A 12,546-nucleotide genomic window follows, 5' to 3' on the forward strand; every position below is an offset into this window, starting at 1 on the left:
ACGCCGTAGGCGGCGACGATCTCGGCGCAGGCGATGTGGAACGGGTCGATGACGGCGTGCTGGGGTTTCAGGTCGAGTTGGGGGTCGTAGCCGGCGGCCAGGTCGCGGCGCAGTTGTTCGTCCTCGCAAACCGAGTACAGCTCGTAGCAGGCGCGTAGCCGGGCGGCGGCGGCGATGTTCTCGGCGTGCAGGGCCCGGACCGCGGCGGCTCCGGCCGCGGCGATCAGCGGAGAGTCCACGGCCGCGGCACCGGCGTCAAGGGCAGGGCCGGGATCGGTGCCGGGTTCGGTGCCGGGTTCGGTGCCGCTGTCGGACTGTGGTGCCTGGCCCATCGCCATCCCCCGTTCGCGCATCGGATGGGGCGCCGCCCGGCGACGCCTCTCGCTCGTGTGTTCGATCAAGTGAACAGTAGCAACGAGATACGACACAATGGGGTCCGACGCCCATGACCAGCGGAGATGCGCGACATCGAGCGGGCTAGCGGGCGCCTCAACAAGCGCCGGGTCTAACCGCCCAGCAGGGCCCGGTAATGCTCGGACAGCCCGGGGTAGTAATCGGGGGAGAAGCGGACCGCCTCCGGATCCCGGCCCGCCTCGGCCTCGACCAACCGATCCATGTAGAAGTCCCACCCGGGACCGATCGAGGCTGCGGACTCGGCGTCCGGAATGTCCTGTTCCAGGGAGATGACGACCTCGTCGTCGTCGCCCTCGATACGGACGGTGAGCACCCACCCGTCGGGGGCGGTGGAGACGACGACGAGGTGAGGCGCCTCGCACCGCACGATCCCCACCGGCACGACGGGCGCGCCGTCCTCGGCGATCATCGTCAGCTCCACGGTGCCCGTCGCCGGGTCGCCCGACCACGGGCCGATCCACGGCGCGGTGCGGGCCGGATCGGTGACCGCGGCCCACCCCTCCTCGACGGACAGCGGCAGGCGTCGCGGGAACACGACCGACCCTGTGGGGGAGAGGTATCCGGAGGCCTTCGGCGTGGTGGGCATGGCGACTCCTCGCGGGGGTGGAGGCGCCGCGGCGGTCAGCGCAGCGCCGGCATCAGCGTATCGCGCATCGGGGCCACGAAACGGCCGAAATTGTCCCAGTTGTGCAGGCCGGTGGGCAGGTAGTCGATCCGCGCGTCGATGCCGAGCTCGTCGAGCCGCCGGTCCATCTCCACGGTGCACGCGTGGGTCGCCATCTCCAGGCCCGCGCCCTGGGTGAAGCGCAGGAGATCGCGGCCGTTGCGGTCCCACTCGGAGGCGTCGGGCATACCGGTGGCGGTGGCGAAGTACAGGGCCTTGCCCTCGAGCTTGTCGGCGTTGAGGAGGCCGTCGTTGGCGAGGTAGTCGGGGTCGGTGCGCGGGCCCCACATGTTGGCGATGTTGCCGCCGCGGGTCTCGGCGACGATCTTGGCGAGGATGAACCCCAGGTCGTCGCGCGCGGTGTAGCAGCCGGCGATCGCTCCCACCGCCTCGTACAGGTCCGGGCGACGCTCGGCGATCGTCACCGCACTGGCCGCGCCCATCGAGAGTCCGGCCATGCCGCGCTTGCCGTTGAAGGGGATGGCCCCGGACTCGAGCAAGGGCGGCAGCTCCTCGGTGAGGAAGGTCTGCCACTTGTTGCGGCTGAGGACCGGGTCGTCCTGCTGCCAGTCGGCGTGGAGCGAGCCGTCGGCGCGGGCGGGCATGACCAGCGTGACGTGCTCGTCCGCGAAGATGCGGTCGACGCCGCCGGGCAGTAGCCAGCCGCTGGGTGAGGGCGAGTCGACGCCGTCGAGCAGGTAGAGCATCGGCGCAGGGGCGGTCGAGGCCGTCCTCCAGATCTCCACCGGCAGAACGCGGTTCATGGACTCCGATGCGACCCACCAGCGCTCGAAGCGGGGGTCGCCGCCGGCCACCAGCGGGTCGCCGACCTCGATCTCGCGTACCTCGGATTCCGTGACGGGCTCGGCCTCCATCCCGATCGGCGGGGTGGCGGAGGTGTTCTGCGAGCCGGTGCCCAGCGGCGGGAGGGTGCCCGAACCGACGAGCGAATCCGTTCCGGTGGAGCCGGTGGAGCCGACGGTCGCCGAACCGGCGGCTGCGCTCGACGGGTCGACGCTGCCTCCCAGCGAGCCCATCACCGACCCGATGTCCGGGCCGGCCGACCCGGGCAGTGACTGCGCACCGGCCGGGGCCACGGCCCCGGCGATCAGGGTCGCGGCCAGCGCGGGCACGAGGAGGGGCAGGGCGAGCGGCGAGCGATGTCGGGGCACCGCTCAACGATAGACGGCGGGCCCCGGCCCCGGAAGGCTCACTCTCTGGTGTCGCGGGGCAGGGTGGGGCCCGACAGGTCCTCGGGGCCGGGCTGGTCGGTGGCCTCGTCGGGGTCGCGCGGGGCCGCGGGATCCGCCTGGTCGGGCGCCCCCGCCGGCTCGGCTCGGTCCGCCTGGCCGGCCTGCCCGTCGGCCTGACCACCTTGCGCGCCGGCCTGGCCGCCCTGACCGCCGGCCTGGCCGTCCTGCCCGCCGGCCCCGCCGCCGTCGGTCAGCTGGCGATCCGCGCCGGCGTCGGACCCGGACGACAGGCCCATCGAGGCGCGGATCTGCTCGAGCTTGGACCGGCCCTCCGACTCGCGCGTGAACGCGGCGGCGTCGAGCTGCGCGGTCGACGGGGCGCCGGTCGCCTCCGCGAGCTCCTGCTTCCCGAGCGCGGTAGTGTAGCGGCCCTCGATCTTGGCGCGGATCTCGTCGAAGGTCGGGGAGTTGCCGCCGCCCGCGCCCTGGAGGGCGGACATCGACTCGGAGGTGCGGTGCTGCATCTCGGCCTGGGTGGCCTGCAGCAGCAGCTGGTCCTCCTGGGCCAGCGTCTCGCGCAGGCGGTGCTCGGACTCCTTGACGGCCTGCTTGGCCTGCTCGGCGGCCTGGACGGCCTGGCCGTGGAGCTGGCGGGTGTTCTCCAGGTCCTGCTCGATAGAGACGAGTCGACCCGCGAGCTGCTCGGCCTGGGACTCGAACTGCTGGGCCCGGGCGGCGTCGCCCTCGGCGCGCGCCTGCTCGGCGACCTGGAGGGTCTGGCGGATCTGGCCCTGCACCTCGTCGAGCTGGCGGGCCTTGGTGCCCATGGCGATCTCGAGCTGCTTGGCGTTGCCGATCACCGCGGCGGCCTGGTCGGCGACGGACTTGTGCTGCTGCCGCGCGTTGTTCATGGCCTGGTGGACGAGCACCTTGGGGTCCGCGTTGTCGTCGACCGACTTGTCCAGCGAGGCCTTGAGGTAGTTCCAGCCTTTGGAGAAGGGGTTCGGCATGGCGGGGTCCTTTTGTCGGCGACGGCGAAGGTGCGTTTCTACCTCTTGACGGTACCGATCAGCGCGGCCACGGGCAGGGCGGTCCGGGGAAGGTACGGCTGACGCCACAGGCCGCCGGACGCGGCGCCGGAGGACTCGTGCTGCCACTGGACGTCGACCTGCGGGCGGCCCACGTTGAGGTCGTGGACCATCAGTGCGGCGAGGAGGGCGGAGGAGGTGTCGGGTTCGAAGATCTCGATGCCGAACGCGTAGGCGCCCTTGTAGGTGCTGGCGAGGATCTTGTTCTTGGTGACCGAGTAGGTGTCGGTGGCGGGCGCGACGTTGACGGAGACGGTGTGGCCGTCGGCGAACGCGGTGGTCGCACGCCAGCGTTGGACGCGCTTGGCGAGTGTGTAGTTGGGGCCCTGCTGGGGGACGAGCGCGTCGTGGACGGCGGGTCCCTGTCCGGCGGGGTAGTTGCGGCAGAACACCTTGTGGCGGGTGAGTGCGCCGACGACTCGCTTGACGTCGGTGATCTTCCGGGAGGCGAGGGCCGCCGTGGCGGCCTCGCGGACGTCGGCGGGGACGACGAAGGTGTCCATCGGGGTGGCGAGGTAGGCCAGCGCGGTGGCCGTGTTGTCGCCCAGGAGGTCGACGACGAGGGCGTCGGCCGCGGACGAGAGCTGGACGTGGGTTCCGCCGTCGGCGTAGAAGTAGCTGCCCACGGTGAGGGGCGCGGGGGCGGCGGCCCGGGCCCACGCGGCCAGTTCGGGGAGCTGGGTGAGCAGGTCGATGCCGGGGCGGCCCTCGGCGTCGGTGGGGATGTGCAGGCGTCCGGCGAAGGTGGCGGATGCGGAGCGGAAGCGGTCCCATGCGGGGCTGGAGGGCAGGTCCACGCCCAGGACGTCGGCGCCCCACTGCAGGAGGCGTCGGGCGGGGCCCATCTCGGATCCGAGGCCCAGAACGAGCATGGCGCGGCCGGGGAGGGACAGCCATTCGGGGTTGTCCTGCACGAGCTTGAGGGCGTCGGCGCAGCTGGGCTCGATGACGCCGGCCGCGACCCAGGTGTCGAGGCGGGCGCGGAGGAGGTCGCCGGTCAGTTCTTCGCCGCGGAAGGGGATGGAGAGTTCGCGGACGGGGGTCGCCGTGCCCTGGATGGTCTCGGTTCCGGGCGTGGAGGTGGGGGCGACGACGGCGAGGTAGTCCGTCATCGGGGTCTCCACGAGTCGGCCGTCCTCCTCGTGGACGCCGACCATGCGGGACTGCAGTGACTGGAGGGCGGCCCGTGCGACGCCGTCCCAGGCGGCGGGGTCGGAGACGCCGACCCGGACGAGTTCGGTGAAGGGCCCGATGTAGCCCTTGCGCCAGTCCTTGATCCGGTGGACGCGCTCGGCCGCGGTGGGGTCGACGGTGGCGAGTGCGTCGGCGACGACCTGCTTGGCCAGCCGGCCCGTGGAGCGGTTTCCGTCGGAATCGGTGGGGAAGAGGACTCCGGTCGTGCTCGGTGCCATGACGCTCCTGGTTCTCGGGGACAGCAATACGAGGTTAACCTCAACTTTCGATGCCGTGGGGGCGGGCTCGAGGACTGGCGCAGGCTATGTGACCCCCGGGGGGTGAAAGAGTGAGGAAATTCACCCAACGAGTTGCACAGCGGCTAAATAAGCGCTATCTCACTTATCAGGTTAAACATAAGTCGAGGTAGACGGCCGAGAACCGTTGTGGCACAACCCCGGGCGCCCCTACCAGCGGAGCAGCTTTACTGGTCCCCATCACCGGCCGGGTGTTCCAACCAAGGGTTCCCTGTAACACGACTTTGAATTGCCCCGATAGAGTGACGACACGATCCGAAGGTGGTGGCCAAGGCCACATGCCGGACCGGGTGGCGTGGGGGAGTCAGAACTCGTCGCCGGGTCGTCAACGACAAAGGAAGGCAATTCCTATGAAGAACTCGAAGCGGATGCTCGCCGTCATCGCGGCCACCGGTCTCGCCCTCGGCGCCATGCCGGGTGTCGCCAACGCGCAGGAGGGTAGCGCCCTCCTCGACCTCGATCTCGGCACCGACCTCATCGGTGGTTCGATCGATCTCGGCCTGGACCTCTTCGTCGGCTCGACCGGCGCGGAGAGCCCGCTCACGGCTTCGCTCGAGGGCATCGGCGGCGAGGGCTCGTCGGAGCTGCCGACCGATTCGCTGGGTGAGGGTTCCTCGGAGCTGCCGACCGATTCGCTGGGCGAGGGCTCGTCGGAGCTGCCGACCGATTCGCTGGGCGAGGGCTCGTCGGAGCTGCCGACCGATTCGCTGGGTGAGGGTTCCTCCGAGCTGCCGACCGATTCGCTGGGTGAGGGTTCCTCCGAGCTGCCTGCCGGTTCGCTGACCAACATCACCGGTTCGCTGACCGAGCTGCCCGCCGGCTCTGACGACCTCGGCGGTTCGCTCGAGGAGTTCGGCACCGAGTCCCTCGGCGAGGGCTCCTCCGACCTGGACCTCGGCTCGGTCACCGAGGGCTCCTCCGACCTGGACCTCGGTTCGGTCACCGAGGGTTCCTCCGATCTGGACTTCGGTTCGGTCACCGAGGGATCCTCCGATCTGGACTTCGGTTCGGTCACCGAGGGATCCTCCGATCTGGACTTCGGTTCGGTCACCGAGGGTTCCTCCGATCTGGACTTCGGTTCGGTCACCGAGGGCTCGTCTGACCTCGACTTCGGTTCGGTCACCGAGGGCTCCTCGGAACTCCCGGGCGCCGGCTCGCTCGACAGCATCCTCGAGGCCATCGAGACCGGGTCGTCCAACGTCGGCTCCGGCGACATCATTGTCGAGGGCTCGCTGGGCGAGGGCGGCTCCGTCGACTCCGAGGACATCATGACCCTCGGCTCGCTGGCCGCCGTCAGCATCGGCATCGGCCTGGCGGTCTCGGGCGGCGTCAACCTGCCCGCCCTTCCCGAGGTCAACCTCGGCTTCGTCTGCCAGTTCCCGCAGGAGGCCATCGACTTCCTGAAGAACAACGGCTCCATGGAGCGCGACGAGTGCCTGCCCGAGGATCAGCAGAACTGATCTTCTGCCCCGCGCTGACTGAGTCAGTGACCGGATAGCACTTCACGGATCCCCCGCCGACCACACGGTCGGCGGGGGATCCGTCGTTTCACCCGCCCGTCTCCGCGGCCGATACGCTCACCGACATGGCCACCCCCGACTTCGTCCTCGAGCTCCGCACGCACGTCGGAAACGCGCCCCTCTGGCTCACCGGGGCCACCGCCGTCATCCGCGACCCCGCCCACGAGCGGGTCCTGCTCGTCCGACGCAGCGACAACGGCTGGTGGACCCCCGTCACCGGCATCGTCGACCCCGGCGAGCACCCGGCCCACACGGCCGTGCGAGAGGCACGCGAAGAGGCCGCCGTGGACATCCGCGTCGACCGCCTCGCCTCCCTCGGCGTCTCCCGCATGGTCACGTACGCCAACGGGGACCGGGCGCAGTACATCGACCACACCTTCGCCTGCACCTATCTCGGCGGCGACCCCCACCCGGCCGACGGCGAGAACACCGACGTCCGCTGGTTCGCGATCGACGACCTCCCGGACATGCGACCCCACATGCTCGAGCGCATCGAGGCGGGCCTGGCCGACGAGGAGCGCACGCGCCTCGCGACCACCACCGAGGGCGCGACCACCGGATAAGGGAACTGTCGTAGTGCCCGCCTAGGATCGGGGTATGCCCGCCGACCGCACCCGCAACGAGGTCCCACCCGCGGTGACCGCGGTCGTGGGCATCGTGGTCGCGCTGGTCAGCGCCGTCTTCGGCATCAGCGCCCACGGCCTCGCCGCGGGCGTCGCGGCGGGCCCGCCCACCGCGGGTCAGATCTTCATGGTCGCCGCCGCCAGCGCCGGGATCGGCGCCGTCACCGCCGCGACGGCCCGGGAGCGCTCGCCGATCCTCACCTCCGGGGCCGGCCTCCTCGCGGGGCAGGGACTCGTCCACCTCGTGCTGGCCTCTGGACACTCGCACGGCGCGGCCGGCCCGCTCGGCCACCACGCGACTGATCCCGCGGCCGTGCGGGCCGCGATGGACGGAGCCGGCCTCCGCCCCGCGGCCTCTGCGGCGGCGCTGCTCACCCCGTCGATGCTGGGCGCCCACCTCGCCGCGATCGTCGTCACGGTCGCTCTGGTGGCGGTCCTCGCCGGGGCGCTGTCCTGGCTGGCCGCCCGGGTGCTGCCCACGCCGGAGACGGCCCACCTCGTCGTCGTCGCCCGACTGCTGTCCTCCTACGACGCCGACGCCCCGCGCGGACGGTTCCTCCTCGCCCGCGGAGGCACCCGGGCGCCACCCGTGGCTGTGTGATCCCACCTCACGCACCGGCGCGCCCCCGCGCTGCCGGGCGCTCACCCACACCACCAAGGACACACACATGCGTACCCACACCCGTGCCGCCTTCGCCGCGGCCACCGCCCTCGCGCTCGCCCTCACCACCGCCTGCGGCACCGACGAGCCCGACACCGGCGACGCGGCCGCCGAGCCCGGCGCCGGCACCACCCTGGTGACCTTCGACGACGGCTGGGCCAAGGCCACCGACACCGAGATGTCCGGCGTCTTCGGGACCATCCGCAACCCCGGGGACGCCGACCTGCACCTCACCGGCGTCGACGGCGACCTCGGCGGCGGCACCGAGCTCCACGAGACCGTCCCCGGCGCGAGCGGCATGATGATGCAGGAACGCGAGGACGGCTTCGTCATCCCCGCCGGTGGCGAGCTCGTCCTGGAGCCCGGCGGCAACCACATCATGCTCATGGACCTCGACGAGCCCATCACCACCGGCCAGCCGATCACGCTGACCCTCGAGTTCGGCGACGCCGAACAGGGCGTCACCGTCTCCGCCCGCGACTTCCAGGGCGGTGAGGAGGAGTACGTCGGCGGCGGCCACGGCGGCCACGGCGGCTCCGGCGGCTCCGGCCATGAGGCGGGCGGAGGCATGAATCACGATGGCTGACCAGGCCCGACGCGGTCTGCCACGGCGTGGTCTGTCCCGGCGGTCGGTGCTCACCGGCGGCGTCGCGGCCGTCGTGGGTGGCGGCGTCATCGGAGGCGCCGCGGGCTACGGGGGGCGGGGGATCGTCGACGACGACGAGGGGGTCACCGACTGGAAGGCCCTCGCCGACTCGCGGATCGTGGGGGCGGCGACCGAACCGTTCCACGGCCCGCGCCAGGCCGGCATCACCACGGTGCCGCAATCGCACGCCGCCTTCGTGGCGTTCGACATCGTCCCCGGAGCGACACGCACCGAGATCCAGGGCGTCCTGCGAGCCTGGTCCCAGGACGCCGCCCGGCTCACCCGGGGCCACGGCGGGCTGGCCGACCTCGAACCCGAACTCGCCGCCGACCCCGCGCGGCTCACCGTGACCATCGGGCTCGGGCCGGGCTTCTTCGACGCCGCCGGGATGCCGGAGAAGCGCCCGTCGTGGCTCGCGCAGCTGCCGGCATTCCCGCAGATCGACCAGCTCGAGGACCGCTGGTCGGAGGGCGACCTGCTCCTGCAGATCTGCGCTGACGACCCGCTGATCGTCTCGCACGCCGCCCGGATCCTCGCCTCCGGAGTGAGGGGGGTCGCCCGGCAGAGGTGGGCGCAACGCGGCTTCCGCAAGGCCGTCGGGACCGACCCCAGCGGCCAGACGCAACGGAATCTGTTCGGACAGATCGACGGCACGGAGAACCCGCGGCCGGACGACATCGACTTCGACCAGATCCTGTTCTCCGACGGCAGCGACCAACGCTGGATGCGGGGCGGATCCTCGCTCGTGCTCCGGCGCATCCGCATGACGATGGACACCTGGGAGGAGATCGACCGCACGTCCCGCGAACTCAGCGTGGGCCGCAGGCTCGACACCGGTGCCCCGCTGACCGGCCGGGACGAACGCGATCCGGCCGACTTCGAGGCGATCGACGACACCGGCCTGCCCGTGATACCGCCGGAATCGCACATCGCGCGGGCCCGCCAGCGGAACCGGGGGGAGGCCATGCTGCGGAGGCCGTACAACTACGACGACCCTCCGGAGGGGGGCGAGATCAGCAACTCCGGGCTGCTGTTCACCGCCTACCAGGCCGACCCGGTACGCACGTACATCCCGGTCCAACAGCGGCTCGCCGAGCAGGACGCGCTCAACACGTGGACGATCCCCATCGGGTCCGCGGTGTTCGCACTGCCGCCCGGCGCACCCGAGGGCGGGTACGTGGGGCAGGGGTTGTTCGAGGGCTGACGCCGAGAGGGGCGCCGTCGCCGGTGAGTCGGCGACGGCGCCCCGTCACGTCGGGCGATCGGCCCCCACGCGCCCGCGCCTCCCTCCACAGCCGCTCCCGGCGATGGCGTCTCGCTCGCGCCTCCCTCCGCAGCCGCTCCCGGCGATGGCGTCTCGCCCGCCCCGCGGAGCGCGCGAGACGCCATCGACAGGGGCGGCTGCAGGGTGGATTGGGAGTGGCTGCGGACTTGGCTGGAGTGGGCGGGCCGGTGCAGCCTCGTCAGAGCGCAGCGGCGATGGCGTCCGCCATGGCCTGCTGGCCGAGTGCGGTGGGGTGGAACGACGCGGCGTTGTTCTCCGAACCGTCGAGGAACACGACCCACCGTTCACTCGCCGGGGCGCAGCCGCTGCGGTCGGTGCTGTCGACGGGGAGTGCCGAGACATGGCCGTTGCGGCGGGCCGCCTCATCGACCGCATCGTTGATCGCCTGCGTGATCTCGCGGGCCCATTCCAGGTTCTCCGTGCCGATGAACTGTGTGAACTGGCAGCCGGCCGCATCGGTGGCGGGCATCAGCGGCAGGTACTGGGTGGCGATCACGGTCGCGCCGGGGGAGCGCTCGGCGATCTCGGCGTAGATTTCGTCGACCGCGCCGTCCTCGCCGTACACGTCAGCGATGAGACCGCTCACCGTCGATCCGAGCTCGCTCTCGCAGTCGCGGGGCGAGCCCGGCGCGCCACCGGTGATGCACCCGACGATCGAACCGAAGCCCACGTCGTTGCCGCCGATGGACAGGGTCACCAGATCGGTGTCCTCGTCGAGGGCCTCGAGCTGGGGGGCGACGCCCGGGTGCTGGGCCTCGAACATATCCGAGGTCACCGCCCCACCGCAGGTCACATCGGTGAGCTCACCGACAGCCGGGCTCTCATCGAGCTGGCCGGGGTAGTTGCTCGCGCTCCTGGCACAGGGGGCCGCCACGTCTGACTGGTCGCCGAAGGCCGCGTACGAATCGCCGAGCGCGACGTACTCGGCATAGGCGGGCTCGGCCAGCGAGCCGAGCGACCCGGCGACGCTGCCGGGGATCTCGTTCGTCGCGCCCAGGGAGCTGACGGCGATCGCGCCATCCGGCTGGGCTGTGGACTGGGCGGAGGCGACGGGCGCCGCGGCCAGCGTGACCGCGGCGGCCAGGGCGAGGGACGTGGTGAGGGGGCCGCGACGGCGGCGATGAGGAGTCGACATCTGCTCAGTGTCTCCTCATCGGCGCCGGTGAGTGGGCGATTCGCCCACGTCCGCCCGAGAATCGGCGGGCGGCGTCAGACGGTGTGGGCGACGTAGACGTCGCAGTTGGCGTGCGCGGTGACGTCGCGGGCGACGCTGCCGAGGACCCGGGTCAGGCCCTGCGCGCGCTTGTTGCCGACGATGATGAGATCCGCTCGCAGGAAATCCGCCAAGCGGACCAGCGCCTCGCCCGGCTTGCCCTCCTCGGCGTCGGCCTTCATCCGGGCGGAGGGGAACTCGGCGCGCAGCCGGTTGACCACGGACCCGGCGACGGAGCGGGCGTCGTCCTCGGTCGAGAGGACGAAGGTCTCCCCGCCGAGCGTGACCGTCTCCCGCTCGAACTTGCCGAACGCGGTCATGACGGTGAGTTCGGCGCCGAGCGCACTCGCCAGCTCGGCTGCGCGATGGGCGGCCGCGAACGCGGTGTCGCTCGAGTCGACCCCGACTACAATCTGCTTGATCATCTACAGGACCTTCTCGGTGTGGTTGGCGCTCGCGGGCGGCACTCTCTATACAGTTCGACCCGGACGCTATACGTCAGAGTTCGCCTCATGCGAGCGCAGACCGCCGAGATCAGCCCCGTTCGGGGCTGGCGGAGCGTCAGGCGTCGCCGCGTCAGTCGTCGCCGAGGGCGGCCAGCACCCGATCCGCGACGTGGGCGTGCCCGGCCGTCGTCGGGTGCACCGGAACGACGCCGGTCTCCAGCCCGGTGAAGTCGACCCAGCGGCGCTCGGGCGCCTCACACATGGAGTGGCCCGGCTCGTCCGGGATGACCACCGCGACATCGTTGCGCTCGGCGGCGTCGCGCACCACGCGGTTGATGCCGTCCTGGAAGCCACGGACCTTGGCGCGCTCCTCGGCGCTGATCCCCATGAACGGCGCGCACGACGGGGACTGCCGGATGATCGCGTCGTCCTCGGGGACGGCCGCCAAGTACCCGACGGTCACGACGCGGGCGTCCGGCGCGCGCCGGGCGATCTCCGCGTAGACCCCGTCCAGGCGCTGGTCGAGCCGCTCCAGGGCCTCGGCGGCCTGGCGGTCGATGACATCCGAGCAGCCGGTCGTGGGATCGAAACCCCGCGACAGGTTCCCGGTGGCGCCGTCGACGAGCGGCAACAGTTCGGGCGCGGTGTTGGGTCGCACCGCACACGCCACGATCACGGCCGCGAAGCCCACATCGTTACCGCCGATGGTCACCGACACCAGGTCCGTGTCGGCGTCCAGGGCGTCGAACTGGGGCGGGGCGCCCGTCCGGCCGACCGCGCTGAAGTCGTCCACCACGGCACCGCCGCAGGTCGCGTTGACGAACGTGCCCACGCCGAGCTCGCGGGCCACCACGGTCGGGTACGCGTCGGAGGTGCGCACACACGCCACCGGACCCGCGCCCCACGCGCCCGGCGCGATCCGGCCGACGGCGGCGTAGGAGTCGCCGAGCGCCACGTACTTCGACGGGCCGGTGCCGGGGCCGGCGAGAACCGACGGGCCCATCCCGGTCCCGGTGACCTGCCCGGCGATGTTCGCGCCGAGGGTCTGCACCGAACCCCCGGCCACCTCGAGCGGCCCCGTCTCCGGGGTGATCGGCGCCGGGATCGCGGGAGCGGGCACGGCACCCGCGGGGGCGGCCAGCACGGGGGACAGCAGGACGGCGGCGGCCGCGGCGGCACCGGACATCAGTCGGCGCGCGGAGCGGCGGGGAAGGGACGTGTGCATGCGTTCAGCGTCTCATGAACACGTGTCTAGATGGGCGCCCTCCCGGGCGCGCCACGAGGGGTCTCGCGGGGCCGGGGA

General features: G+C 71.9%; 12 protein-coding genes and 1 pseudogene. 5 read left to right on the forward strand and 8 right to left on the reverse strand.

The features are described from left to right. From RWK90_RS13980 to RWK90_RS14000, 5 genes and pseudogenes are all read right to left on the reverse strand, one after another. A pseudogene (locus tag RWK90_RS13980) lies at positions 1-332 on the reverse strand (hypothetical protein); the annotation flags it as partial. A 173-nt stretch (positions 333-505) separates the two neighbouring features. Further along, positions 506-1,000 carry a transcriptional regulator gene (locus RWK90_RS13985; RefSeq protein ID WP_314038228.1) on the reverse strand — a complete coding sequence of 165 codons (495 nt, stop codon included), beginning with the start codon at positions 998-1,000 and terminating at the stop codon, positions 506-508. 35 nt (positions 1,001-1,035) lie between these two features. Beyond that, entirely contained in the window at positions 1,036-2,250 is a 1,215-nt protein-coding gene (locus RWK90_RS13990; RefSeq protein WP_314038229.1) for an alpha/beta hydrolase family protein, read from the reverse strand. Positions 2,251-2,288: 38 nt separating this feature from the next. Continuing rightward, the gene (locus RWK90_RS13995; RefSeq protein WP_314038230.1) at positions 2,289-3,281 is read right to left on the reverse strand and encodes a PspA/IM30 family protein; all 993 of its coding nucleotides are present in this window, start codon (positions 3,279-3,281) and stop codon (positions 2,289-2,291) included. A 38-nt stretch (positions 3,282-3,319) separates the two neighbouring features. Next, positions 3,320-4,771 carry a hypothetical protein gene (locus tag RWK90_RS14000; RefSeq protein ID WP_314038231.1) on the reverse strand — a complete coding sequence of 484 codons (1,452 nt, stop codon included), beginning with the start codon at positions 4,769-4,771 and terminating at the stop codon, positions 3,320-3,322. Between the two features lie 428 nt (positions 4,772-5,199). Between RWK90_RS14000 and RWK90_RS14005 the strand changes: the two genes are divergently transcribed. The 5 genes from RWK90_RS14005 (at position 5,200) to RWK90_RS14025 (ending at position 9,503) form a co-directional block, all read left to right on the forward strand. Next, complete coding sequence (locus RWK90_RS14005; protein ID WP_314038232.1) at positions 5,200-6,309, forward strand: hypothetical protein; 1,110 nt, start codon at positions 5,200-5,202, stop codon at positions 6,307-6,309. A gap of 125 nt (positions 6,310-6,434) precedes the next feature. Continuing rightward, positions 6,435-6,932: an NUDIX domain-containing protein gene (locus RWK90_RS14010; RefSeq protein ID WP_314038233.1), complete on the forward strand. Its 498-nt coding sequence runs from the start codon at positions 6,435-6,437 to the stop codon at positions 6,930-6,932. Between the two features lie 34 nt (positions 6,933-6,966). Further along, a complete protein-coding gene (locus RWK90_RS14015) occupies positions 6,967-7,593 on the forward strand; it encodes a hypothetical protein (RefSeq protein WP_314038234.1) in 627 nt (208 codons plus the stop codon). A 67-nt stretch (positions 7,594-7,660) separates the two neighbouring features. Next, entirely contained in the window at positions 7,661-8,239 is a 579-nt protein-coding gene (locus tag RWK90_RS14020; RefSeq protein WP_314038235.1) for a copper chaperone PCu(A)C, read from the forward strand. Continuing rightward, a complete protein-coding gene (locus RWK90_RS14025) occupies positions 8,232-9,503 on the forward strand; it encodes a Dyp-type peroxidase (protein ID WP_314038236.1) in 1,272 nt (423 codons plus the stop codon). The genes RWK90_RS14020 and RWK90_RS14025 overlap by 8 nt, the downstream gene beginning before the upstream one ends. Positions 9,504-9,762: 259 nt before the next feature. Here RWK90_RS14025 and RWK90_RS14030 read toward each other — a convergent pair whose 3' ends face one another. The 3 genes from RWK90_RS14030 to RWK90_RS14040 all read right to left on the reverse strand — a co-directional run bounded on the left by RWK90_RS14030 (position 9,763) and on the right by RWK90_RS14040 (position 12,468). Continuing rightward, complete coding sequence (locus tag RWK90_RS14030; protein ID WP_314038237.1) at positions 9,763-10,719, reverse strand: SGNH/GDSL hydrolase family protein; 957 nt, start codon at positions 10,717-10,719, stop codon at positions 9,763-9,765. Positions 10,720-10,793: 74 nt separating this feature from the next. Further along, complete coding sequence (locus tag RWK90_RS14035) at positions 10,794-11,222, reverse strand: universal stress protein (RefSeq protein WP_314038238.1); 429 nt, start codon at positions 11,220-11,222, stop codon at positions 10,794-10,796. A 151-nt stretch (positions 11,223-11,373) separates the two neighbouring features. Then, a complete protein-coding gene (locus RWK90_RS14040; protein WP_314038239.1) occupies positions 11,374-12,468 on the reverse strand; it encodes an SGNH/GDSL hydrolase family protein in 1,095 nt (364 codons plus the stop codon). Positions 12,469-12,546 lie beyond the last annotated feature (78 nt).

Origin of the sequence: Dietzia sp. CH92, assembly GCF_032248695.1 — a bacterium.
Taxonomy (GTDB): Bacteria; Actinomycetota; Actinomycetes; order Mycobacteriales; family Mycobacteriaceae; genus Dietzia.